The 24,414-nt window shown below is 66.3% G+C and carries 25 protein-coding genes; 6 read left to right on the forward strand and 19 right to left on the reverse strand.

All coding sequences use genetic code 11. From position 1 onward, the window contains the following. Positions 1-3: 3 nt before the first annotated feature. Genes IM708_RS11725 through IM708_RS11735 form a run of 3 tightly spaced genes read right to left on the reverse strand, consistent with a single transcriptional unit; the run spans position 4 to position 2,770 of the window. A complete protein-coding gene (locus tag IM708_RS11725; RefSeq protein ID WP_209426718.1) occupies positions 4-1,011 on the reverse strand; it encodes a head maturation protease, ClpP-related in 1,008 nt (335 codons plus the stop codon). A 4-nt stretch (positions 1,012-1,015) separates the two neighbouring features. Beyond that, on the reverse strand, positions 1,016-2,551 hold the full coding sequence (locus tag IM708_RS11730; RefSeq protein WP_245243143.1) for a phage portal protein: 1,536 nt from the start codon (positions 2,549-2,551) through the stop codon (positions 1,016-1,018). Positions 2,552-2,554: 3 nt separating this feature from the next. Continuing rightward, complete coding sequence (locus tag IM708_RS11735; protein WP_209426719.1) at positions 2,555-2,770, reverse strand: hypothetical protein; 216 nt, start codon at positions 2,768-2,770, stop codon at positions 2,555-2,557. Between the two features lie 92 nt (positions 2,771-2,862). On the opposite strand from IM708_RS11735, the gene IM708_RS21265 reads away from it, so the two are divergent. Next, positions 2,863-3,759: a DUF1186 domain-containing protein gene (locus IM708_RS21265; protein ID WP_245243144.1), complete on the forward strand. Its 897-nt coding sequence runs from the start codon at positions 2,863-2,865 to the stop codon at positions 3,757-3,759. Here IM708_RS21265 and IM708_RS11745 read toward each other — a convergent pair. Both IM708_RS11745 and IM708_RS11750 read right to left on the reverse strand, forming a co-directional pair. After that, on the reverse strand, positions 3,737-4,408 hold the full coding sequence (locus IM708_RS11745) for an urea carboxylase-associated family protein (RefSeq protein ID WP_209426721.1): 672 nt from the start codon (positions 4,406-4,408) through the stop codon (positions 3,737-3,739). The genes IM708_RS21265 and IM708_RS11745 overlap by 23 nt on opposite strands. Before the next feature lie 87 nt (positions 4,409-4,495). Beyond that, on the reverse strand, positions 4,496-6,991 hold the full coding sequence (locus tag IM708_RS11750) for a phage terminase large subunit family protein (protein ID WP_245243145.1): 2,496 nt from the start codon (positions 6,989-6,991) through the stop codon (positions 4,496-4,498). Positions 6,992-7,194: 203 nt separating this feature from the next. On the opposite strand from IM708_RS11750, the gene IM708_RS21670 reads away from it, so the two are divergent. After that, positions 7,195-7,464: a hypothetical protein gene (locus tag IM708_RS21670; RefSeq protein WP_348524964.1), complete on the forward strand. Its 270-nt coding sequence runs from the start codon at positions 7,195-7,197 to the stop codon at positions 7,462-7,464. Positions 7,465-7,616: 152 nt separating this feature from the next. Next, entirely contained in the window at positions 7,617-7,799 is a 183-nt protein-coding gene (locus tag IM708_RS21675; protein ID WP_348524965.1) for a DUF3489 domain-containing protein, read from the forward strand. Between the two features lie 165 nt (positions 7,800-7,964). Here the strand turns inward: IM708_RS21675 and IM708_RS11765 are convergent, their stop codons facing one another. The 4 genes from IM708_RS11765 to IM708_RS11780 form a co-directional block, all read right to left on the reverse strand. Beyond that, a complete protein-coding gene (locus IM708_RS11765; RefSeq protein WP_209426723.1) occupies positions 7,965-9,170 on the reverse strand; it encodes a cation:proton antiporter in 1,206 nt (401 codons plus the stop codon). Positions 9,171-9,362: 192 nt separating this feature from the next. Further along, the gene (locus IM708_RS11770) at positions 9,363-9,806 is read right to left on the reverse strand and encodes a hypothetical protein (RefSeq protein ID WP_209426724.1); all 444 of its coding nucleotides are present in this window, start codon (positions 9,804-9,806) and stop codon (positions 9,363-9,365) included. A 39-nt stretch (positions 9,807-9,845) separates the two neighbouring features. Further along, positions 9,846-10,067, reverse strand: a complete 222-nt coding sequence (locus IM708_RS11775) for a hypothetical protein (RefSeq protein ID WP_348524966.1) — start codon at positions 10,065-10,067, stop codon at positions 9,846-9,848. 14 nt (positions 10,068-10,081) lie between these two features. Then, entirely contained in the window at positions 10,082-11,407 is a 1,326-nt protein-coding gene (locus IM708_RS11780; protein WP_209426728.1) for a ParB N-terminal domain-containing protein, read from the reverse strand. A 119-nt stretch (positions 11,408-11,526) separates the two neighbouring features. On the opposite strand from IM708_RS11780, the gene IM708_RS21270 reads away from it, so the two are divergent. The 3 genes from IM708_RS21270 (at position 11,527) to IM708_RS11795 (ending at position 15,639) form a co-directional block, all read left to right on the forward strand. Then, a complete protein-coding gene (locus IM708_RS21270) occupies positions 11,527-11,964 on the forward strand; it encodes a hypothetical protein (RefSeq protein ID WP_245243146.1) in 438 nt (145 codons plus the stop codon). Positions 11,965-12,885: 921 nt separating this feature from the next. Continuing rightward, the gene (locus tag IM708_RS11790) at positions 12,886-13,761 is read left to right on the forward strand and encodes an MBL fold metallo-hydrolase (protein WP_209426729.1); all 876 of its coding nucleotides are present in this window, start codon (positions 12,886-12,888) and stop codon (positions 13,759-13,761) included. 264 nt (positions 13,762-14,025) lie between these two features. Continuing rightward, positions 14,026-15,639: an AMP-binding protein gene (locus IM708_RS11795; protein ID WP_209426730.1), complete on the forward strand. Its 1,614-nt coding sequence runs from the start codon at positions 14,026-14,028 to the stop codon at positions 15,637-15,639. Positions 15,640-15,650: 11 nt separating this feature from the next. Here the strand turns inward: IM708_RS11795 and IM708_RS11800 are convergent, their stop codons facing one another. The 10 genes from IM708_RS11800 to IM708_RS11845 form a co-directional block, all read right to left on the reverse strand. Then, positions 15,651-16,073, reverse strand: coding sequence for a DUF6362 family protein (locus tag IM708_RS11800; RefSeq protein ID WP_209426732.1), 423 nt, complete (start codon positions 16,071-16,073; stop codon positions 15,651-15,653). Continuing rightward, on the reverse strand, positions 16,066-16,260 hold the full coding sequence (locus IM708_RS11805; RefSeq protein WP_209426777.1) for a hypothetical protein: 195 nt from the start codon (positions 16,258-16,260) through the stop codon (positions 16,066-16,068). Before IM708_RS11805 ends, IM708_RS11800 begins: the two co-directional genes overlap by 8 nt. Before the next feature lie 5 nt (positions 16,261-16,265). Continuing rightward, a complete protein-coding gene (locus tag IM708_RS11810; RefSeq protein WP_209426733.1) occupies positions 16,266-16,784 on the reverse strand; it encodes a hypothetical protein in 519 nt (172 codons plus the stop codon). Positions 16,785-17,143: 359 nt separating this feature from the next. Further along, on the reverse strand, positions 17,144-19,468 hold the full coding sequence (locus IM708_RS11815) for an AAA family ATPase (protein ID WP_245243147.1): 2,325 nt from the start codon (positions 19,466-19,468) through the stop codon (positions 17,144-17,146). A gap of 44 nt (positions 19,469-19,512) precedes the next feature. After that, positions 19,513-20,280, reverse strand: a complete 768-nt coding sequence (locus tag IM708_RS11820; RefSeq protein ID WP_209426736.1) for a PD-(D/E)XK nuclease family protein — start codon at positions 20,278-20,280, stop codon at positions 19,513-19,515. Then, a complete protein-coding gene (locus IM708_RS11825) occupies positions 20,280-20,480 on the reverse strand; it encodes a DUF6511 domain-containing protein (RefSeq protein ID WP_209426738.1) in 201 nt (66 codons plus the stop codon). The genes IM708_RS11820 and IM708_RS11825 overlap by 1 nt, the downstream gene beginning before the upstream one ends. Before the next feature lie 221 nt (positions 20,481-20,701). Then, positions 20,702-22,366: a DEAD/DEAH box helicase gene (locus IM708_RS11830; RefSeq protein WP_209426739.1), complete on the reverse strand. Its 1,665-nt coding sequence runs from the start codon at positions 22,364-22,366 to the stop codon at positions 20,702-20,704. Between the two features lie 13 nt (positions 22,367-22,379). Further along, on the reverse strand, positions 22,380-23,009 hold the full coding sequence (locus IM708_RS11835; protein ID WP_209426741.1) for a hypothetical protein: 630 nt from the start codon (positions 23,007-23,009) through the stop codon (positions 22,380-22,382). A gap of 19 nt (positions 23,010-23,028) precedes the next feature. Then, complete coding sequence (locus IM708_RS11840) at positions 23,029-23,901, reverse strand: ATP-binding protein (RefSeq protein WP_209426743.1); 873 nt, start codon at positions 23,899-23,901, stop codon at positions 23,029-23,031. After that, complete coding sequence (locus tag IM708_RS11845) at positions 23,898-24,386, reverse strand: hypothetical protein (protein WP_209426744.1); 489 nt, start codon at positions 24,384-24,386, stop codon at positions 23,898-23,900. Before IM708_RS11845 ends, IM708_RS11840 begins: the two co-directional genes overlap by 4 nt. Between the last annotated feature and the right edge of the window lie 28 nt (positions 24,387-24,414).

Below are 24,414 nucleotides of genomic sequence, written 5' to 3' on the forward strand. Positions count from 1 at the left end.
AGCTTATCCTTTCAACTTGAAGGTACGGGCGATGACGTCGCCCCAGGGACGCGTGGTGGGGCTCGGCCCGGGCTGCGGGTGATGCGGCGCGATCTCGGGCTCGGCCTCGGCCTTTGCGGCCAGAAGCGTTGCCCTCACCTCATCGAGGCTCGCGTCCCCGTCGAGGAAGCGACCGGCCAACTGTGGCTGGCCGGCGAGACGGCAGAGATCGATGACGGCGCGGGCATGGGCGATGGCCTCGGCCCGGATTGTCACAGGATCGGGCGGGGTTCCGATGGGGGGCGGCGTTTTGGCGGGCGTAGGTTCGGGGTCGGTCGCGGCCGAAGGGGTGTTTCCGGCAGGAACACCGGCCTCTCCGGGCTCAGCGGGAGCCGGCAGCTCGGCCGCGGGCTCGACATCGTCGGTGTCCTCGGCCGCCACCGCCTCGACCAGCTCGGGCGGCGCATTGCGGAAACGAGCGATGTCGAACGCGGCGACCATGCGTACCGGCTCGGCGATGCGGGTGGCGAGGCCCGCGTCCAGCGCGTCCCTGGCGTCGAACCAGGTCTCGGCTGTCATCAACGCGGCGATGTCTTCGGCGGCCCTGCCGGACTTCGCCGCGTAGCCCGCGACCAGGCTGCCCTTCACCTTGTCGAGCGCCTCGGCCATGGCGCGCATGTCCGCAGCCGTGCCCATCACCAGCCCCGCGGGGTCGTGGATCATCAGGAAGGCGTTCTCGGGCATGATGATCTCGTCGCCCGCCATCGCCACGTAGGAGGCGGCCGAAGCGGCGATGCCGTCGATCCAGACCGTGACCGGGCCCTCGTGGCGCTTGAGCGCGTTGTGGATCGCCACCGCGTCGAAGACCGACCCGCCGGGACTGTTGAGCCGCAGGTCGATCGGCGCCGCGTCAGGCAGCGCGCCGAGTTCGGCGAGAAACCCTTTCGCCGAGACGCCGTAGGCGCCGATCTCGTCATAGATGGAAATCTCTGCGCCGCCCGCCCGGGCGCGCAGGCTGTACCAGCTTTTCATGGAATTACTCCTGTTCGGTGGCGGGATTGGCCGCCGCGGCGCCAGCGCCGCTGTCGTCGCCTGTGCCGTCGCCGGGATCGGGGCGCGTTGCCGGCGTCGCCCGCGCGCCCTGCGTCTCGCCCGGACTGGTGCGATAGCGCAGGCCCAGTTCGGCCGCGCGCTTGGCGTCGACAGCGTTCTCGCGGTCGACTTCCTCGACATCGTAGCCGGTGGCCTCGACCACCTTGCGCCGCGAGGTGATGCCCGCCTCCATCGCCAGCACCTGCGCCTGGATGTCCTTCAGCGGATCGACCCAGTCCCAGCGCGGTGGGATCCACTGAACCGCGCGGAAGCGGGCAGGGGCCCCGGCATAGTCCGGCAGGTCGAGCGCGCCGGCGAGCATCGCCGTTTCCATCCACCGTGCCCAGATGGGCCGGCAGAGCTGATGTGCGAGCACCCCGTGCTGAAGCTGCTGCACCCGCCTGCGGAATTCGACCAGTTCCGCCCGCAGGCTGGAATAGTTCGCCTGCCGCACATCGCCGGTCACCAGGTGATAGGGCAGCCCCAGCGAGGCGGAGACTGCCAGCAGCGTCCGGTACTGGAACGCCTCGTAGCCGCCGCCGACATCGGCGGGGCTCGAGAACTTCACGTCCTCGCCCGGCAGCAGCACCTGCATGGTGCCGGGCTCGAGGCTGGCAATGGCGGCGCCATCGAGGTCCGCGTCGGTCTCGCCCATCATCGGCTCTTCCGGCGCGGACTTGGTGATGAAGCCCGCGAACATCGCCGCGGTCTTCTTCCGGTCAAGTTCGGCGTCGTCGTACTGGTCGAGCAGGAACAGCCGCACCATCGCCGGCGCCACATGCGGCAGGCCCCGGAGCTGGCCGGCATCGATCGGCCGATAGATGTGCAGCACCTCCGTTGCCGGCACGCGCACCGTCTCCGGGATCACCGCGCCCTGGTCAGTGCTGTCGCCCGGATGACGGCGGCGGAAGTGGTAGGCCACGCGCCGGCCGATCGCGTCGAACTCGATCCCGCAGCGCAGCCGGTTGCCGTTCGCCGCCGTCCCCGTCTTCTCGAAGGGCAGCATTTCCGATTGCAGCAGTTGCAGCTGCAGCGGCACCAGCAGCCCGTCCTCGGCGCGGCGCGGGCGCATCCGGACGAAGCACTCGCCCGCGACGAACATCTCCCGCGCTACCATGGCCTGCAGGCCGTAGAAGTCGGTCAGCCCGTCGGCATCCGCCTCGTCGGTCCAGGCGAGCCAGAGCCGCTGGACGCGATCACGCATGGCCGCATCCTCGATCAGCGAGGAGGGCTTGATCCCGTCGCCCACGAGGTTCGCCGCAAACGCCTCGCAGGCATTTGCCGCATAGCCGTTGGTGACCACCAGTTCGCGCGACCGCGCCAGCAGTCGCGGCCCGCCCGAGGCGACCAGCGCGTTGATGTTCTCCAGTGGCGGGTTCCAGCCCCGCAGCCGGCGCCGGGACATGGCCCCTTCGAGGCGGGCGCGCACGGCCGCGGGGCCGCCGGTCGCGCGGCGGCGGAAGCGATCAATCAGACCCATGGATCAGAGCCCTTTAGCTGTCGTCACGCGCACCTGCCGGACGATCCGCCGCCCCTCGGCGGAGGCGATCTCGCGGTCGAGCGCCTCAAGCGCCCGGTCGATCTCTGCGATGCTGCGATACTCAACGGTCTTGCCGTCGTAGCTGACCCGCGCCACGCCCGAGGACCGCTGCGCGGCTAGCGCTGCGCGGCGCGCGCGGAGTTCTGCGGGCGTGGGCATCGATGGCTCCTGGTAGCTTTTTCCCGGTGGCGGAGGCGCCGCGGGACGGATATTTCCGACCAAAAAACCGGAATCGGAATCGGAGATCAGGCATGTCCCCCAACGAAATCTTCACCACCCTGGCCGTCTCGGAAGGCTTCCCGCGCGAGGCCCTGGTCGCGGCGGGCGAGTGCCGTGACGAGATGGTCCCGCTGTTTCTCGACCAGATCGAGCGGCTCCGGAATGCAGACGCCGACACATCCAGCGAAGCAGACGTCTCTGCCTTCCTCTTCGTCTATTACCTGCTCGGCGAATGGCGCGACAGCCGAGCTTATCACCCGCTCACCGCCTTGCTGCGGCAGGATTCCGACTATCTCGAACTTCTCCTCGGCGATGCCATCACCGAAGGCACCAAGCGCGTCATTGCCGGTGTTTTCGATGGCGATCTGCAGCCGATCCTAGACGCGATCGAGGATCCGACCGCCGACCAGTTCGTTCGCTGCGAGATGATCGACGCACTCGTCATCATCGCTCGGCAGCATCCTGAAACGCGTCCGGATGTCGAAGACTACCTTGAGCGGTTCTTCGCATCCGACTTCAAGAAGCCGGAGATCCTCTGGGGTTCCTGGGCCTTCGCCGTCGCAGATCTCGGCCTTGCGCATCTGGAGCCGCAGGTCCGGGAAGCCTTCGAAAAGGAGTGGGTCTCGCCAGAAGAGGCGGATTTCGACTTCTTTCAACAGGAGTTGCGAAAGTCGGTGGAGGGCGGCCAGTCGCCGTGGTTCCATAGTCGCCGCAAGACCGGACTGATCGACAGCGCCATCGACGAACTCGCGCGTTGGCATTGCTTCTCCGAAGCGTTCCTGAAGGCCCGGGCGAAGGAACGTGCCTCAAGCACCGGGCTGCCCCAGATCTTCGGCGACTCCTTCGAACGCGAGACGCCCAAGGTCGGCCGCAACGACCCCTGTCCCTGCGGCAGCGGCAGAAAGTTCAAGAAGTGCTGCCTGCATTGATATCTGCGGCCAGCGTGCCGCCACCGGCGAATTGGCACGGGTTTGGCAGGATGCGATAGTGCGCCTCGGTCGGCTGGCAAGCGGCGCCGTTTATCGGCAACATGTCCTGCGGACAGGCGGACATGGCGACGATGCAATCCATCTGCGCACGCAGAACGACGTAGTCCCCCGGTTTCGACAGGGGTTCACCCCACCCGGTCAACCCGTCCGCCGAAACCGGGATGTTCATCCAGAGGTTCAGCGGGCTCGGGCATTCGGGTGGTACGCGCCCGATCCGCCTCATGGCAGCATGCAGGTTGTCCGTGCAGTTGTCGTGATACTCCGTGCAGCCCAGAAGGCCGTAGCGATAGTCGTCACAGGCCGCCATGAGTGTGTCATGCCGCCCGGGCGAGGTATCCTCTTCCATGATCATGATCGGCCGACGCCGGTTGGTGATCAGCGCATCTCCCTTTCCAGGCCACAGCTTGCCCAGTGTCGCGCGCATGTGCTCGTTGGACAGAAATTCCGTCAAGTCTTCGGCGCTGAACACCCATGTATCCACCACCTGAGACCCGTGCGTGTTGATGATCTGAATTGCCTGCCCCGTGCCGAGACGCACCGCGCGCCCCCGCCGGGCTGGAAGAGTGGAGAGTTCGGGTTCTGAGGACAAATGCCTGGCTCCGTTTCTGAAGCTCCCCGATCAAAACAGAGATGCAGGAGCCTCGCAAGCGATGGAGCCCCGACATGGCCCGCACGTTTACCTCAGATAACTTGACCGCACAGTCCGCCGTTTCGGCGCGGCAGCTCTCGCAGCCGATGTCCGCGAGGGCGCGCCGCCAACTGACACCTCCTTCTCCACGCCGAGCTGCGACTCCAGATCGGCCCATCGCGCTTCTGGCCAGCGATCGGCACCGGCAATCCAGGCGGCGGCGCGGGCATAGACGCGCAGGTCCAGCGCCTCGTTGCGCTCGCGCAGTTTCTGCCATTCGAGCTTCGAGAAGCCGCGCCTGGTGCGCACCGTCACCAGCTGCTCGGCGGTGAGCTGCTTCAGCCATTCGCCGTCGGCCCAGTCCGGCAGGTGGATGGTGCCGGGCGGGAACGCCGCGCCAGCGTCATGCTCCTCTTTCGTTGGTCGCTCCTGCCGCAGATAGCGATAGGTCTCGGCCTTGAAGGTCGAGGTGGCGACGGTCCAGAGCCGCGCGCCGCGCCGAAGTCGCTTGCCGGCGACGGTCGCGTCGACATAGGTCGGCCCCGTCACCGGGCTCGCGCGGTTGAACCCTTCGACGCCCTTCACTGGGGCCACCTGCGCGAAGCCCACCTGCCGCGACCAGGCATAGACGGCGCTGGTCTCGAAGCCCGTGTCGATGGCAAGCCGGGCGATGGTCAGGTGCTGGCCGCTCGCATGCGCCCATGTCCGGCCAAGCAGGTCGGTGAGCTTCTGCCAGCAGGCCGGATCGCCGGGCCCGCCCTCGATCACCATATGATCCACGAGCCAGCTTTCCAGCCCGCGGCCCCAGGCCCAGACGTCGACCTCGATCCGGTCCTTCTGCACATCGGCGCCAGCTGTCAGGAAAAGCCCGCCTGCAGGCACGGTGCCCGGCGTCCAGGCTTCGCGCCGGTCCGCCAGGCGCTGCCAGTCGGGGGCTTCGCCGGTCTCCATCCAGGTCTCGCCGAGGATGGTGTTCCGGAACGCCCGCATCGCCTCGTCCGATCCCCGTGCTGCCTCATGCGCTCGCGCGATCCGCGCCCAGCTTAGCCATCCCACCGGCGAGTAGAGCGCCGAGAGATGGTAGCCGACCGTGGTCGGATCGGCGGCGGTCGCGGTCGCCCGCCATTCGCCTCGCTCCAGCATCGCCGTCTTGTGGTGCTCGGAGATGGGTGCCTCGCAGCCCTCGCAGTGATACTCCGCCGTCTCCGGCTGCCCCTTGTCCCAGCGCAGCCGCTCGAACTTGAGCCACTGCTCGTGCTCGCATTGTGGACACGGCACGAAGAACCGCCGCTGGTCGGATGCCTCGAACTCCCGCTCGATGCGCGACAGCCCTCGGATCGTCGGGGTCGAGACCAGGAACACCTTGCGCCGGTGCGCGAAGGTCAGAGACCGGGCCTCGGCCAGTGTGACCGGATCACCTTCCTCGTCGGCCGAGGCCGGATAGGCATCAACCTCGTCGAGAAAGATGTAGCGCGCCGGGGTAGAGCGCAGCCCCACGGCCGAGTTGGCACCCGTCATGATCAGGATGCCGCCCGCGAACTCCTTCGACAGCATCGTGTTGCCGGCATCGCGCGAGCGCGCGGGCTTCACCCGCTCGCGCAGTTCCGGGCTTTCCTCGATCAGCGGGTCGATGCGTTGCCGCGAGTTGCGCTTTGCCAGTTCCACCGTTGGCTGCACCGCCAGCATCGGGCCCGGCGCCTGGTGGATCACGAACCCGATCCAGTTGTTGCCAGCCTCGGTCGCGCCCACCTGCGCAGCCTTCTGGAATACGATCCGGCTGCTGGGATCGCCCGGGCTCAGCCGGTCCATGATCTCGCACATGTAGGGCGTGCGGGCAGTACGGTACCGCCCCGGTTCGGCCGAGGCGCGGGAGGCCAGCATCCGGTGCCGATCGGCCCATTCCGAAACCGTCAGGTCCGGGTCGGGACGCATGCCCCGCGACCAGGCGAGGATCAGCCCGGCGGCGCCCTCGAAGGCAAAGACATCCTCATCCAAGCCCGGTCCGGATCTCGGAGAGGCTGTTGAGCTGGGCGCCAGCGCCGCCTCCACCTCGACTCCGTCTCCCAGCACCGCGGTCAGTTCCGATGCCATCAGCGCCGCGACGCGCGCGGGCAAGGTGACCCAGGCATCGCGCTCCTCGCGCGCCAGCCGGAACATCAGCGTTTCGGCCCGCGCCTTGTCGACCAGTTCGCCCTTGAGCTTCTGGAGCCGGATGCGCCGCTCCTGCGCCTTCAGCACCTCGTTCGCAGTCTTCGCCTGCAGGAAGGTCGTGCCGCCGCCAACCGGAGGCGCGGCGAGCCCCTGTTCGCGCAGCGTATCGCCCACCGCGCTGACGGCCGCTTCGGGCACAGGCTTCAGCTTCGGTGCGGGCGGCTTTCTGGTCTTGGACGGGTCCGTCGTCTCAGAGCGCCGCCGGTCGGAAGCCTCGGCGTCGATGGAGCCGTCGGGGAACAACACCAGCCGCTCGGCTGTCTTCGCCTTCTGGATCGCGCCGCGCGAGAGGCCGGCATGCGCAGCGTACTGGCGCTCGCTCATGCCCTTCATCGCCGACCTCTATTATCATTCCGGTTTAGGTGCTTATCGAGTTGATAAGCCCGCCGTGTGGAGCGAACGTCCATCCACAAGGACGATCCAACTCACTGCTCGGGGCCACGACGACGACCTCTGGCCCACGCCGCGCCGACCGCGCGGCTCGGGGTGGTAGGAGGCTCCGCATTCCGCGAGCCTCGACCACCACGGAGACGACCATGAACAAGCTTTCCGATACCCAACTCGTGATCCTCGGCGCCGCCGCACAGCGCGACGACCGCAACGTCCTGCCGCTGCCCGGCAGCCTCCGCGGCGGCGCGGCCGCCAAGGTGGTGGGCGCGCTGCTCTCGCGCGGGCTGATCGCCGAGACGGTGACGACAGCCGGACCAAGGCTGACGCGGTTCTCAACCGCTTCTGGCGCAACGACGCCGAAGGCCGGGCAATTCTGCTGCAAATTACTGACACTGGCCTCGCCGCCATCGGGGTAGAACCGGAGGGCGCGGACAGCGCGAACACGGGCGCGACGGAGGCGCCGGTCGAGGCCGCGCCGAAGAAGGGTCGCGGCCCGAAGAAGGCGGCGCCCACGGGCGCGAACATAGCCGCTCCGCGCAAGACGCGCGACGGCACCAAGCAGGCAACCATGATCGCCATGCTGCGCCGCCCCGAGGGCGCGACCATCGCGCAGATAAGCGAGGCGACGGGCTGGCAGTCCCACACCGTGCGTGGGGCCTTCGCCGGGGCGCTGAAGAAGAAGCTCGGGCTCGAGGTCACCTCCGAGAAGGTCGAGGGTGGTGGGCGGATCTACCGACTGCCGCCGGCCTGATTTCCGCGATCTGCGGAAGCCGCCGCTTCATTGGCGGCGGTTTCTCGTCTGTCTGACGGCATCGATCCGGTCGGCAATTTTTTCCGGGGAGATGAGTCCCGAGTGAAAAGGCTAGAAGGATGAGCTTCGCATCAATCCGCGCCGTCGTGGGGCGCGACTGGCGCGCTACTGGTCTCGAGGTACTCTGGTGTGAGGGTCACGATGGTCTCGCAACCGCCAGGCGGTGGCGCGGGTAAGCAGGGCGCCGCACAGGCATGTGATGAAGATCACCACGATGACGGCGTCGACCACGGTTGCGTCGATCAGGCCGGCGCCCTCGGCTGTGGTGGTGACGGCGAGCGTTGCAGCGGCTTGTGGCAGAGTCATGCCGATCATCGCCCACCGGCCAGTCCGGCTGAACCCGAAGCTGCGGCCGGTGATCCACGCGGCCCCACCCTTGCCGGCCAGGACCGCGAGGACGAGCAGTCCAGCCATCACCCAAGGCCAGATCTCGCCGAACACCGCGAGTTCGAGCTTCATGCCGGTCTGAATGAAGAAAAAAGGGATGAACAGCATCCGGCCGGCGAAAATCAGATGCTCGAACAGAACTTCGCGCCGCTTGAGACTGAGGTTGAGAGCGATGCCGGCGATGAAAGCGCCGAGAATATCCTTGGTGCCGATCAATTCGGCAAGTGCGGCGAGCGCCAGAAGTGCCGCGACCACGAAGAGCGCATTCTCCGCAAGGGTTGCCTCGGGGTCTTCGAAGGTGGCGCGAGCCAGCCGGGGCAGGCCATAGAGCGCCGCGGCGGCGAGGACGGCGAGCAGGACAATCGGGCCGGCCCAGCCGAGCGCACCCTCCTCGGCGCCCGAAAGCTGAAGCACGACCACCAGAACGACCAGGGCGGCGGTGTCGGTGAGCAGGGTGCCGCCAACGGCCGCAACGATCGGTCGGCGATGGATCAAGCCCATGCGTTGGACGATGGGGTAGGAAATCAGGGTATGCGATGCCAGTGCGGCGGCAAGCAGCAGCGCGCCGGGCCAATCCAAGCCGAAGAGAAGACCGACGCCGAGCACGGGTAGGAACGACAGCAGGAGGCACAGGGCGCCGAAAACGGCTGATTCGCGCTTGTGATGGCGGACGATCTCAAGGTCAATTTCAAGCCCGGCAAGAAACATGATGAAGAGCAGGCCGATGGAGCCAAGCAATTCGACGACAGGCTCGGCAGGCAGAATCTGCGCCCCACCCGGCCCGATCAGCATTCCGACGACCAGGAGTCCGATGAGACCCGGTACAGGCACGCGGTGGAAGACACGCTGAACTACCAAAACGACCAGCAAAACCAAGGTGAACTGGAGTAGTGCATCCTCCAGCGGCAGGGTAAAATCCAACATTCCGGCTATCTTTCCATTCCGCTGAGAATTCGGGCTGTCTTACCAGAACCTCCGTGCCACGTTCCGCCGTGGCAACAAAACAGGCGCGCAAGCGTTCCCGAAACGAGCCCTTCCGTGATTGTTGGACAGATACCACGAGGGTTTTGCCTACAGTCGGACCAGCACAATCAATGGCATTTCGTAGAACTTCGTTTACCGCCCGATCTGGCGCTGCTCGAGTGTCTCATCGTCGCCGTCCGACTGCATTACGTCGGCAATCAGGTGGTTCACCATCTCCGCGAAGTAGCTTGTCAGTTCCTTGTGCAGGTTGCGGAACTCGGCGCCGGTGGTCTTTTCGAACTCGGTTTGGCGGACCCGCACCATGACGGAGGTGCGCCGCTGTCGCGGATAGCGGTACGGCTTGACGCCGTTCTTGCGGCACAGCGCGACAAACAATCGAACCGCCCAGACATCGGGTAGTGAGTACTGAACCTCGATCTCGGGCTCCTCCGGTAATGCTGCCCTTGCCGGATCGAGCCGCGCCTGCAAGCGCTTGAGCGCCGCGCCGGCCGCCGCCCGTTCGCCGGCGGTCGCGCCGCGGGCGAACAAAGCCTCGAGCTTTTCCAGTCGTTCCCGAATATCGGCGTAACCGCGCACTTGCCAGTTTCCCGTCTTAACAGGATCCGGCGTAAACCATCACGTCGTGGAGCGGTCAACCGTCCGGGATGCGCGCAGCTGCTCGAAGAACCGGCGCAGCAGGTATCCCCTTGCCAACGAGACCATCACGAAAGCGGCGCCAATCGCCAGATGCTCGCCGAGTGCGGCCTCGATGCCGAACAGCGGGAACACCGTCAACTGCGTCGCGATCGCTAGCACATAGCCCACGACGACATTGGTCGCGGCCTCGACGAAGGACATCTTGCGTGACTGTCTCATGCCGCGGCAGCCTCGGACGCGACCTTCCCCAGCCGCTCGGCTTTCACCTGCGCGAAGGACCGACCGTCACCGTCGAGGATCGCGTCGCGGCCGGTCTCGGCCTGCCAGCGCTCCACGGCGACCTCGACATAGGCCGGGCTGATCTCCATCGCGAAAACGCGACGGCCATTGGCCTCGCCCGCCATGATCTGCGAACCGGAGCCGCAGAAGGGCTCGTAGCAGAGGCCACCGCGGGCGACGTGCTGGCGCATCGGAATGCCGAACGCGTCGATAGGTTTCGGTGTCGGGTGGTCGGGGCGCTCGTCCCTGGCAAAGCTGGGCAGCGCCCATGTGGACGGCAGCGTCTGCTCGGCCACCTTCGGCGGGCGGTTCGGGCGGCGCCAACCCATTAAGCAGGGCTCGTGCTTCCAGAGGTAGTGGGACCGGGTCAGGACGCCCCGATCCTTCACCCAGATGATTTGCTGATGGACGAAGGCCCCGGCCTTTTCCCAGCAGGCTTCCAGCATCGCCTGGCGGCGCGAGGCATGCCAGCAATACCAGGCGGCATCCTCGGTGATGGCTTCCGCCACAGCGGCGGCGATGAAGCCGTCGTAGAGTTCGGCGCCCTGCGAGCTGTCGTCCCAAGTCACGCCGTAGGACTGGCTCCAGTCCTTGTTGCGCGTCGGATGGTTCGAGCCGTCGTAATCGACGAGATATGGCGGGTCGGTCGCGAACAGCACCGCGCGCTCGCCGTTCATCAGGCGGCGCACGTCGTCATGCTTCGTGCTGTCGCCGCAAAGCAGACGGTGATCGCCGAGGATCCACAGATCGCCGTTGCGGGAGGCCGGGTTGCGCGGCGGCTCGGGAATGGTCACCGGGGACACTGAGCCGCCGGCACCACCTTCTTCTTCACCGCCCGCATTCGGATCGAAGGCCAGCAGCTTGTCGAGCTCGCCGTCGGAAAATCCCACCAGCGACAGGTCGTAGTCCTCGGCCAGCAATTCCTGAAGCTCGACCGACAGCAGCGCTTCGTCCCATGGTGATTCAGCGAGTCGGTTGTCCGCGATCCGGTAGGCCCGGCGCTGTGCCTCGGTCAGATGGTCCAGCACGATCACCGGGGCCTCGGTCAGCCCCAGCTGCGTCGCGGCCAGCACCCGGCCATGGCCGGCGATCAGCTCGCCGTCCTCGCCCACGAGGCACGGCACGGTCCAGCCGAACTCCGCCATGCTGGCAGCGATCTTGGCGACCTGGTCCGGCCCGTGCAGCTTCGCGTTCTTCGCGTAGGGCTGCAGGCGCGCAAGCGGCCATTGCTCGATCCGCTCGGGGGCGAAGGCGAGAGTCATAAGTGTTCCTGTTTGGAGAGGCATATTGTGAGATGGCGGTAAGCGGGGAGCAAACACATCGCGCACTGATGGAACCTCGCACCCGTGCACGGGTTGTCACCGCGAAAGCGAGGTGCGCCATGAACCGTGAAGAATTCGAAGCTTTGGAGGCTCGCATCGAAGCCCGGGCCGAGCGTTTGTGGGCTGACGCGGGCAGTCCGAAAGGCGGCTATGAGCGATTCATCGAACAGGCGCGCGAACTGGTCGCAATCGAGGAGGTCGATCCACCGACCCTTGACCCCGAGGAGGCCGCTCAGCCCGTCATTGAAGAGGCCGCGATCCAAGACAATCTTGGAGAGTTCCCGACCCTGCGCGACCAAGGCGACGGGACGACAACCCCGAGCCATGAATCGGAACCTGATGTCGATCCCTATGCCGAGGACGATATCCGGCTATCGGACCGCGATGCCTCGGAAACCGGTGGCGTGCTTCCCGACGATGATTTGCCCGACGACGACCTGCCCGACGGTGCGGACGGCGACGTCGAGAATGACCGCATTCCAGGCCGAAAGCGTTGAACTTGTCATCGGCCTGGATTCCGCCAGTATGGAGTCCAGTGGCTTTCGGGTGGACTCCGGAGTCCAGGGGATCCACACCGGAATCCACCCGGCAAGATTTTGTTATTGCTTGGTTATTCACGCTTCAGGGGTGGCTTCCACGCGGGGTGGCTTCCCAAAAAAATCGCTCTGACGCTGGCGATATTGCGCGCTGCGCCCCCCAGCATACGTTTCCGCCTGGAAAGGAACCATAAAACAATGGGTTATCGGTTCATCTCAGTCCCGTTCGGTAGGCGTTTTCACCGGAAAAACTACCGCTAAATTCGTGTCAGAGAAGGTTTTTGCCGGGGCTTTCGGTGAGCGTTTGCCCACCGCGAACTCGCGCATTCAGACCGATATTCCCCAGCTGCTGGACCCCGCCCGGATTCCACTTGGACCCCGGAAGCCACCCGGGTATCCACCCCGGATCGGCGTCGGTTCGCCTGAGCGCAGGACCCCTAGCATATCGCTATAGATAGCGGCGTAGAGGCGATCCGTCTCGCCTTCCGGTGTCTCGCGGGAAAGTGTCTCACTTGCTCGAAGTCTGTTGACACGGTCATGTGCCCAGCTGGTTGCAGGTCGATGTACTCTGGAGGTAGATATGGACGCGAACCGCATAGAACGGCCGTCGAGCCCTTCAACGAAGTTCCTTCGGTGCGCATGATGCATCGAGCATTGTGCGGGTGTAACGTCTTGGCCGCCAAAGCTGACAACCGGATGACCCAACCGTCGCTTCAGAACGGAATGGTCTCGACCAACACACCATCTGCGAAGTCGTGAGCAACAAGAAATCTCCACGAAATCTCCAAGCGCCGCGTCACCCGCGCGCATAAAGTGCGCCACGATAGGCGTGCGCCAGCGATGCGCCTTGCCCGCCGTAGACGACACGACAGGAGGTCCCGAATGCAGACCCAGAGCAGCCAGGCCTCTGCGGCCACCCGCGTTGGTGATGCCGATATCACGATTGTCAGCGATGGCATCGTCACCTTTCCCATCGATTTCGTGTATGACTCCGCTCCCGCAGAAGAGGTCACTGTCCTGCGCAGTGCCTTCCGCCAGTCGCCGGACACCCAGACTTTGCAATCCAATGTAATGGTCGCCGACATCGCCGGCCGGCGCGTGATGGTCGACGCCGGGGGTGGCGGCAAGTTCCAGCCCGCGAACAGCGGCCTGCCGGCGAACGTGCGCGCCGCCGGAATCGACCCCGAGAGCATCGACCTCGTTGTGTTTACCCATCTGCACCCGGATCATTTCTGGGGAGCGACCGATGAAGACAACGCCGCGCCGACCTTCCCAAATGCGGAACTCATTGCCCCTCAGCCCGACCACGCCTTCTGGAGCCAGCCCGGGCTGGACGAAAAGATGCCCAGTGAATTCGCTGCCTGGATCGCGCGCACCACGCAGGCACATCTCGAACAGCTTGCCAGCCGAATTCGCCTCGTGGGGCCGGATGATGCGATCCTTGACGAGATTCGCTATGTCCCCACGCCCGGCCACACTCCGGGCCATGCGTCGCTTCTGATCGAGCAGGGCGATGATGCGCTCCTTGTTGTTGGCGATGTGCTCACCGACCCGGTGGTGTCCTTCGAGCGGCCCGAATGGGCCGCCGGCTACGACGCGGACGGCGCGCAGGCGTCAACAACGCGCCAAAACCTGCTCGAGCGCCTCGCGTGCGAGCGCTTGCGCGCACTGGCCAACCACCTCCCTTGGCCCGGCCTCGGTTATGTGGCGCGTCACGAGGGACGTTATCGCTGGGTGCCTGCTGACTGGGCGGTGTAAGGGCGCAATGCGCGACCACTCGCAGCACTTCGTGGGACACGGCCTCTTGCCGAAACTGAGGCATCGGAGGTTGGCGGATCGAACGTCGGGTTTCACCGCGCCCGATTGATCACAAACCCCATCGACCGCTTCGCCGGCACCCGCTTCCCATTCAACCGCCAGACAGCGCCCGCGCCCACCGCAGTTCGGCGAGATGTTGTTCGGAAGCTTTTTTCGTGCGATAGTTCTTCCATAGCCGCGAGCACCCAGCGATGGAGGGCCGCCGTGTACGATGTGATGCTTGCGGACGCCGAGTTTCCCGCACAGCACGACCTTCCCTTGATCGACATGACAGTTGCCGACGTGCTTCGGAATGCCGCCGCACGCGCCGCGGACGCCCCGGCGCTCACGGAGATTGCCCTGTCGGGCGACGCCAAGCGCTCATGGACCTACGGTGAACTCCTAGCTGACGTCGAGCGGTTGGCGCGTGCGCTTTCCACCAGATATGCTCCGCTTGAGCGGATCGTGGTCTGGGCGCCAAATGCCCCCGAATGGGTTCTGCTTGAATACGCCTGCGCCCTGGCGGGACTCACACTCGTTCCGGCGAACCCCGCATTCCAGGCGAGGGAGCTCGCCTACGTCATGAAGCAGTCCAAGGCCGCCGGTCTTTTCTTCACGCGAGAGCACCGCGGCAATCCCATGGCCGAGATCGCCGCCGAGGCAGCGGCCGGAGCGCCGGCGCTTCGGGAAGTGTGCGACATTGAGGATGCCGACGCCCTCTTTGCTTGCGGCGGCCGGCCGGAGACCCCGCATGCGGCGAGCCCCTCAGACGAGGCGCAACTTCAGTACACTTCGGGCACCACCGGGTTCCCCAAGGGTGCACGATTGCATCACATGGGCTTGGTCACCAACGCCACGCATTTCATGCAGCGCACCGGGCTCTCCGATGGCGACGTGATTGCAAACTACATGCCCCTGTTCCACACTTCCGGCTGCTGCATGCGGGTGCTGGGTTCGGCCGCCTATCGAGGCCATCTTTTGCTCTTCCGCGTCTTTGACCCCGATGCGATCCTAGACCAAATCGAACGGCACCAGATCGGCCTGCTGTCCGGTGTGCCCACCATGCTCACCGCCATACTCGAGGCGCAGGCCGCTCGCTCACGCGATGTTTCCTCGCTCCGCGTCGCGGTTTCTGGCGGCTCGATGGTCACGCCGGAGTTCGTTCGCCGTATACGTTCGACCTTCGGCTGTCGGTTCCAGGTCATCTACGGCCAGACAGAGGCCTCGCCCCTCATCGCGCAGCACCATCTCGACGACGATCCCGAGACCGTGGCCGAAACCGTGGGACAGCCGATGCCGCACGAGGAGGTTTCGATCCGCCGAGTGGCGGATGGGTCCGTCGCCGCACTTGACGAGGTCGGGGAGATCTGCGTGCGGGGCTACTGCGTGATGCTCGGCTACAACGACGACCCGGAGGCGACGGCGAAAGCAATCGACGCAGATGGTTGGCTGCACACGGGCGACCTCGGGACAATGGACGCCCGCGGCTATCTCCGGGTTACCGGCCGGTTGAAAGAGATGATCATCCGCGGTGGCGAAAACCTTTTCCCGGCTGAGATCGAAAAATGCCTGCTGGAGCATCCGGCCGTGGCGGAGGTCGCCGTAGTTGGCCTGCCGGACGAAAAGTGGGGCGAGATCATCGCTGCCGTGGTGCGCCCGGCACCGGGATCGAAGGCGAACATTGCCGAGCTTCAGGCGCATTGCCGGGCTCGGCTCGCGCCAGTGAAGACGCCATCCGTGTGGCTCAGGGTGGACAGCTTTCCACGCACGGGGCTGGGCAAGGTGCAGAAATTCGCGCTTCGCGATGCTTGGCTGGCGGGTAACCTTGAGGAGCTCTAAACGGATGCAGATCATCTCGCCCCCTCCACCACGAAACCGATCGACCGCTTCCCCGGTACCCGCTTCCCGTTCAGCCGCCACACGATGACCGCGATGCCGTACTGCCATCGCCGGTTTGCCGTGGCCCGGCTGATGCCGAGCTCCCAGCAGATCTTCTTCCACGGCTTGCGGTTGGCCCGCAGCCAGACGATCCGCGTGTCGTCCTTCTCCAGCCAGCGCAGCCAGAGGAGCGCCTCCTCCGCCTCGGTGATGTCGCGGGGGCTGGGCCGCGGCCGGCGCATCCTCGGCTCCTGACCCACCTGATCGCCGAAGCTGTGGAAATACTCCGGCCAGGCGTTGAAGTATCCCTGCGGCCTGACAGAGGGGAGCCGCGCGAACACGTCCGCGGCAAGCTCCAGCCGGTCCTGCACCTGCGCTGTTGTCCAGTTAGCCATGACGCGCCTCCCGTTCCCGCTTGCCGTAGAGCCGCTCGCCGAGCTGGCGGACCAGTTCGCGCTCCGGCCAGGTCAGGCGATCGTCGTCGACAGCCACGGCCAACAAACCCTGTTCCTTCCAGCCGTCGCGCTTGACCTCGTCTGTGTTGCGGCGGTGGCCGCCGTAGCCCTTCGGCGTGAACCGCATGCCGCTCATTGCACACCTCCCCGGGTCTCCAGCGCCCAGAGCAGGATCGCGATGGCGTCGGCTTCGTTGTCGTCGGCGGGGTCGAAACCGCGGGCGCGGGCGGCGGCGATCATGTCCTGCTTCGGAGCGTTGCCGCGACCGGTGGCGTGGCGCTTGATCGTGCCCACAGGCACACCCTGATAGGGCACGCCGGCGGTCTCGGCCCATGCGGTGAGCGTGGCCAGCAACCCGCCGAAGACATGCGCCGCGTCCGTCCCGACATGCCGGCGCACCTCCTCGAAATGGATGGCGCCGATCGGACCGGCGTCCGCGGCCAGCCGTTCGAGCCAGGCGCGTAAGCGGACATAGCGCATGCCGCCGCCATCGTACCGGCTCGGGCGGAACGAGACCGTGCCGCTGGTGATCAGCCCGTCCGCGGCGCGCAGGGCCCAGCCGGTGGTGGTGCCGAGATCGAGGGCGAGGAGGACCGGCACGCCGGGAAACGGGGCGCTGATGGGTGTCGGGGTCAAGGATGCGTGGGCCATGATGGGCTCCTTTCCTGGTTGGTGCTCGATGGGGTGATGGGCGGGGCATGCAGCCCGTGAAATCGACCAAGGGTAGGTGGTGACCCTCCCGCGCTTGGCGGGGAGGTCACCTACCCCTTTAGGGGGGCATTTTCCGAATTCTGAAATCTGCTCCAAGGTATTGATCTGAAACAGAACTTCCAGACTCCGGAGCAGAATCCGGGACGGGCCTTCCGGATTCTGGAAGACACCTTTCAAGCCACTGAAAGTAAACCGGAAAAGCCAGAATCCAGATTTCGCGCGGGGAGCAGAATCTGCGGATTCTGGCCAGAATCCGGGGCTGCAGAGCCAGAATTCGCGAAGCGGAACGGCATGAGTTTTCATGCCTCGTCCTCCTCCTGATAGACCCAGACGGAGGGGTTTTCGACGGGCAGGACGGCCCCGGTCTGCGGGGATTTGTAGTGGCTGGGCAGCACCGGGATCAGCTCCGGCGTGACTTCGCCCGTATCGGGATCGACGGTCTCGACGCCAGTGCCGAACAGCATTCCTTCGACGCAGAGATAGCCGTACTTGCTCCGCTCCGCGGCCAGGCCGATCCGCGTGGCGGCGGGGCCGCGGATGAACTTCACCTTGCCTTTGGTGGCGAGAACGCTGAGCCGGTCGTGGACGATGGTCCGCCCGCCGAGGCCCCCGGTATTTTCGAAGGCTTCGGAGAACTGCGCCAATGTGTAGAGCTTGCCGCGTCGCGCCTCCTCGTAGAGCAGGCCGAGGATGACGTCGTGCTTGCGCATGCGCTCGGCATCGTGCTTCGCCCCCGCCTCGGCGCGCACGAGGCGCTCGTTCATCGGGTTGATCTCGACCCATTGGCCGCCAACCTTGTCGATCACCTTTGGCGGCAGCGCCGGGCCGTTGCGCAGCTCGATCTCGAGTTTTCGCTCCGACAAGTCCTCGTCGGGGCGGTGCAGGATCAGGCCGGAAGTGTAGAAGCCCCGCAGGGCGCTGGCACCTGAAAGCGCGAGAAACGGATCCTCCTTCACCTGGTGTTTGCTGAGCTTCTTGGTGTGGTGGATCAGGATGACCCCGCAGTCGGGATCGATGTGGTCGCGCAGAACCTCGACCCGCTCCTTGAGGAAGAACATCATGGCGGTGTTGTCGTTCTCGCCGCCACCATCGGGTCCGCCATCGAAGAGGTTCCGGATCGGGTCGACGCAGAGGATGTCGGGCGGCGCATCCGGGAATGCAGCCCGGACCGCGCGGGCAATCCGCACGCTGCCTTGAGTGTCGAGCAGCATCTTCAGCTTCGGCGTCGCGACGAAGGTGTCGCGGGCGGCGACCAGAACTTCGGGGGACAGCGCGATCTGCCGCATGCGCTCGCGTAAATAGTGATACTGGATCTCGGCTTGCAGGTAGAAGATCCGCAGCGGCCGTGGCGGCGTGAAGCCAAGGAACGGCACGCCAGCGGCCATGTGGACAAGCCAGGAGATCAGCAGGTCGCTCTTGCCGACCTTGGGCGCGCCGCCCAGCACCAGCAGTCCGCCCGGCGTCAGCACCCGCGGCGCGATGATGTCCTCCGGCATCGGGCTACGGTCATCCAGCAGCGCGCCCAACGTGAAGGCGGGCATCTCGACCGGTCCCGGTGCGCCGGAATCCAGCCGGATCAGCGGCGGTCCGTATTTCTCGACATGCCGTTCCCAGAGCCGCTCGGATTCGCGCTTGAGCCGCTCGACCGGCCACTGGGGCCGCAGCATGGCGGCGTTGTAGCCGCAGATGCCTTCCCAGCCCTCGTTCTTTGTCATCCGGCCCTCATGGACCATGCGGATGAAATGTCCGATCGCGGCCGAGGCGCCCTCGAAACGGGACCAGTCGTCCGCGCCACCCTCCCGCACCGGCGTTACCAGCACCTCGTCCATGGCGGGCTTGTCGGGATGGGTGAACGCGGGCTGCAGGGACACGCCCGGTGCGGGCGGCATGTCGGTCACGGCCTCGATGAACTCGGCCAGATCGCGCTCGCGGTCCGCATTCAGCTCGACGATCCGCACCTGCGTCTTGAGGTGGTTCTTGTAATAGACCGAGCCCGCCACCCGGATCGGTTGGTGCGCCGAGCGGAAATGCATGTCGCCGCCGACCTTGGCGGCGATGTCGCCGCGCAGACGGCAGATGCGGGCTATGTCGTCGCCCTCGGCGGGCTCGGTCAGCGCCCACCAGACGTGGCACTTGCGCTGTCCCTCGGCCGTTACGCCACCGCTTTCCACCACCATGCTGGGCGCGCCGAGATGGCGCTCCAGGTGCGCGCGCCGCGCGGCGATGTCGCCGGTGTCGAGATCGACGACCACGGTCTGCATCTGCAGGATATCGGCGGCCTTGGCTTGGCCGGGCGCGGCAACGGTGCCCGGGATCACGTAGACAGCGGCGCCCTCGCGCGACGCCCATGTCGCGAAGGTGGCCATCTTCTCCGGGGCGGCCTGATCCGCCACGATCCAGATGTTGTGCGGGCGGCCATCGATGCCTTGACCCTTGTCGATGAAGCTGCGGACCGGGATCAGCGCGTCGCAGTAGCCGAAGACGACCTGCATGAACTGGGCGATCTGCGCCGGATCGGGCTCGTCGCCGAAGACGTCGATTTGCGGCGCGGCGTCGTTGAAGTCGCGCCACGGGTTGAAATGGACGATGTTCTCGTTGGGCTCATCGGGCGGGTCATCGCGCATGGCTGGCTCCTGGTCGGGATTGGATGGATCGGTGGGCTCGTGGGTCATGCGGCCAGGCTCCAGCACCGCTCGGCATAGGCGCAGAACCGGCATTCAAAGAAGTCGCGGCGGGCGGCGATGCGGGGCAGCAGCTCGCCTGCGTCGGTGGCCTGCAGGACGCGCACCGCGCGGTCGGACATGCGCTGCGCCAGATCGGCATCGAAGGGCACCAGCTCGTGATGCAGCTCGGCCGTGTCCTTGTTGATGGCGGTGAAGAGCGCCGGCGCGGTTGAAATCCCCGGCACCGCAGGCTCCATGTAGGCCTGATAGATCGCGATCTGGGCGGCATAGACGGGCTTGGAGACGGTTACCCCGTCCTTGACGCAGGCCCGCCAGTTCTTCGCGTTCATCGTCTTGCATTCCCAGAGCGCCGGGGTGCGGAGACCGAGCGCGGCCGGGGCTCCGGCCACGATCCCGTCGACATGGCCACGAATGCGGCCGCCCGCGACGAAGAAGCCGAACTGCTCTCCGTCCGGCCTGTTGCCCTTGCGGGTGTAGAGGTCGATCCCCGCCGCCCGCAGCCAGCGGATCGCCAGATCCTCGAGCTGGTGACCGATCTCGAAGATCCGCAGCGTCTGCCCGCCGAAGTCCGCGCCATCATCCTTTGGGGCGCCTGCAAACTCGAATTGGAGCGCGCGTTCGCAGGCATGCCCCAGACGGGACGCGCCGAGATAGGTCCGGGGCGGCGTGGCCTCCCGCTCGGCGATGAGCGCGGCATCGACCAGCGCGTTGATCCGCTCGGCCATGGAGGGCCGCGGGTTAAAGTCCAGCATCAGAACGGCACCTCGCTCCTGGCGGCGATGCGCGACATCTCGGCGCCATAGCCCTCCAGAACCTCCTCGATCAGCGCAGTGACCTCTGTCGCATCCAGATCTCGCAGCCGCTTGTCCCAGCCGATCTCGTTCATGGTCGTGCCGAGCCGCTTCATCACGATCGCTATGGCGAGGCGTTCTTCATCAGTGGTGCCCTGCATGGTCAGTCCTTTCCGGTGGCGGTCCGCGAAGAACGCCTGGCAGTGCATCGAGCAGAACCAGCGGTGTTCGCGGGGGCGGGGTTTATTGGGGTTGAAGAAACCTAAGCCGCGCGCGGGGCGCAGACAGACGGCGCAAGGCTTGACGCGCGGGTGCCAGAGCCGAATACGCTCCGGGCAATCCGCAGGCGCTGCGGGCGGGGATGGGACTTGCGCGACATGATTCACGCCGCCCTCCGCTCGGGCTCGGCCGCCGTGACGAGGCGCCGGATATCGCGCTTGTTGAACTGGAAGGTGATCAGCGCCGACGCGCGATAGCGCGTCAGGCCGTAGTCGCGCCGGAACTTGGGCGGCAGGCAGTTCAGCTGCTTTTCCGTCGCGTCCTGCTTCAGCCAGCCCCTTGACTTGAAGGCGCTCTCGTCGGTCTCATGGGTGTTCAGCCAGTCGTCGGCCTGCGCGAGACAGACGATGCGCTCGCCCACGCTCAGGAGCCGCGTCGCCTTGCCCTTGGCGCCCCCGACCGCGTGCCAGCGGCCCTCGAGGAAGAACACGCCGCCCCAGGCGTGAAAGCCGTTGGCCATCAGCGCGGCATCATCGCCGAACAGGTCCACCCACGCGAAACTCGATCGCTCGAGAAGATCGAGCTCGGTCATGACGAAACTGTCGATGCGCTCCGCGCCTTCGCGCGGCAGCTCGCACCCGCATATCGGGCATTCGGTGACCGCGATCGGGATCTCGGCCTTGCATTCGGGGCAGAGTTTCGTCGGGGCTTCCCCCGGCGTCGGAACGCGCCCGTCGAGATCGACATCCTGTTCCAGCGTGCCGTGCGTGAGGCTCGACGTCCCGAAGTCGAGTACGATGCAGTCGGTCTTCACAATGCCGGGGTGCTCCTCGGGGTCGACGGTGCGCAGGCCGCGCCCGACCATCTGGATCATGGTGGACTTGTAGGAACTCGGTCGCAGCAGCACGACGCAGGATGTGGGCGGATGGTCCCATCCCTCGGTCAGCACCGCCACGTTGACGATGACGCGGATGTCCCCCGCCGCGTAATCGGCGAGGATCGCCTTGCGGGTCTCGGCCGCCAGATCGCCGTGGATCAGCGCGGCGGAAACGCCCGCAGCCCTGAACGCCTCGGTGACATGCTCGGCGTGAGCGACGGTGGAGCAGAACACCACGGTCTGCCGATAGCCGGCCTTCTCCTTCCAGTGGCGGATCACCTCGTCGGTGACGGGGGCGCGGTCCATGATGCCCGCGACCTCCGCCATGTCGAAATCCGACAGGGTCTTGCGGACCGCGCGCAGCTCGTCCTGCACGCCCACGTCGATGACGAAGGTGCGCGGCGGCACGAGGTGGCCGGAGGCGATCAACTCACCCAGCCGCACCTGATCGGCGACATTGTCGAAGACCTCACGCAGGCCCTTCCTGTCGCCCCGGTTCGGCGTTGCGGTGACCCCGAAGATGCGGGCGTCGGGATTGGCTTCGCGCACCCGGTCGATGATGCGGCGGTAGCTGTCGGCCACCGCATGGTGCGCCTCGTCGACAACCAGCAGATCAAGGCGCGGCATGTCGGCGAGGTTCGAGGCGCGCGCCAGCGTCGGCACCATTGCGAAGGCGACCTGGCCGTTCCAGGATTTCTCGGTGGCGTCGATCACCGAGGTAGCGACGCCCGGCACCACGCGCTGGAACTTGGCGCGGTTCTGGGCGGTCAGCTCATCGCGATGGGCGAGCACGCAGGCCTTCGCGCCGTCGCCGATCATCTCGCCGGTGACCGCCGAGAGCATGATGGTCTTTCCCGCGCCGGTGGGCGCCACGCCTAGCGTGTTGCCGCGGGAGGCGAGCGCAGCCACGCTGCGCTCGACGAAGGTCTTCTGACGGGGGCGCAGGCGCATGGCCGGTCTCCCCCTACTGCGCCCAGCTCGGCCGACCGGCGAACCCGGGGGCGGACGCGGGCTGGCCGGGCTGATGTGCCGGCGCCGCATGGGTGGTCTGCTGCGGGGCATGCCCTGCTGCACCGTGTCCGCCGAACTGCAGCGCCGCAGTCCCCATGACCTGCGCGTAATCGCGGTGATCCGGCGTGACCGCGCTGCGGATCTCGTTCTTGTCGTCACCGCTGGCGTCGGTGCCGATGTCGATGCGGGCGATGAACTCGATCCCGTCGAGATCGGCAAAGCCGTTGATGCGCCGCGCCGCCTGCGCCTCGGCCGACATGTCCTTGTCGGGAATCCCGCGCGCCGAGTTCAGCATGCCGCGCACGAGGCTGCGGCCCATGTTGGCCCAGTCCGGCCCCTTCGGGCTGTAGAGCCCGATCAGGGTGAAGATCTTGCGCCGGGCGAAGGGCCCTTCGGTCACCGTGAACTCGCCGTTGAGGTAGACTGCGCCTGTGGAGCCGCGCGTGGCATAGCCGCCGGTCCAGCCCTGCGAGGCGTCGTCGAACCCGCCGGGGCGGATCGTCAGGCGCACCTTGGCCAGCGTGCCCTTGGGGATCAGGTTGGTGTTGCTCTGCGCGTCGTTGAAGTCGTTCCAGGAACCCATGGGGAACCTCCTTTTCTGATCAGGATTGCGGTTGGGATTGGGCGTCAGCCGCCGGATCGGCAGGTGGCGAGGTGTAGGTCAGGCGCTTGGGCGCTGGCGCGACGGCGGCGCGGATCTTCGTCATCAGGCGGCCGAGGTGAGGCTCCTCGACCTGATCCAGACGCCCCGAGCGGTCCTTGGCCGGAAAACTCCAGGGATTGATCGTCTGGCAGACGAAGGCGCGATACGGATCGCCATCGGCCTTCAGTTCCGCCATGGTGATCACCTCGTCGACGATCCCAGGCAGCTCCAACCCGGTCTTCGAGCCGTCGATCTGCGGCTGGAACACCTTGCGATTGAAATCGTCGAGCTTCTCGTCGAGGATCCCGACGAACCAGACGTTCTTTGCCCGCGTGTGCTGGAGATGAGTGAGCCAGCCGATCATCTCGCGGCCGTGCAGCCCGTAGGCCCCGCGCACATCCGGCTTGCCGGTCTTCTCCGACAGCGCCTCGGGCTGGCCCTTGCACCAGCCAAAGCACAGCCGCCCCGCCACGGTGATCGAGTCCACGAAGATCGTGTCGTAGCGGTCGAGTGCGGCCGGATCGCCGAAGCGGTCGCAGACTGCCTTGTAGTGAGCCGGGCTGTAGGGCTGCTCGTCGCGCAGCGCCGGGTTGGGCCCGCCGATGAACACCGCGAAATCCCGGCATTCCGTCCAGGTTCGCGGCCGGATGCTGTCGCCTGCCCAGCCCTCGATTGCGAGATCGCCCGCCTCAAGATCCATGAACAGGGTCGTCGACGCGTTCAGCGTCCATAGGAGCGAGGTTTTGCCAATTCCGCTGACCCCGAAGATGCAGCCCTTGATGCCACGAGGCTCTGCCAGCCGCTGGTCCGCGCTGATGATCGGGAGGCTCATTGATCGCCCCCCTGCGGGACGATCTCGATCTTCAGCGCGCCGGTCCGGACGGTGCGGGCGGGCTCGAATTCGAGGCGGATCACGTCGGGCCAGGCAGAGTACTTGCGCTCGGGCACCTTGAACGCGATGTCGACATACTGGCTGGGGTCGCCGCCGGCCGTCCGGATGCGCTCGACCAGCTCGGCGAGCCGGTCCTGATCCCAGTCCACCCGCTTCGGCAGATCGGCGGTGACGGTGAACTCGCCGTCGGCGAGGCGGACGGTGCCGGTGTCCTTGCCGCAGGCGCGGCGGGCCTCGGCGGCGCGAGCGGCGTAGCGGATCTCAAGCGCCATGGCGAAGCGCGCGGTCACGGCCTTCATCTGTTTTGCCGCAGCATCGATCTCACGCTGCAGGGCGGCGAGAAGCTCGACCGGCAGCTGCGCGATCTCTCCTGCCGGCAGGTTGATCAGCTCGTCGATGCCTGGAGTATTGCTCGGATAGGTCATGGGTCTTTCCTGCGGTGTTGCCGGGGGC

The organism is Pararhodobacter sp. SW119, assembly GCF_017811755.1.
Taxonomy (GTDB): domain Bacteria; phylum Pseudomonadota; class Alphaproteobacteria; order Rhodobacterales; family Rhodobacteraceae; genus Pararhodobacter.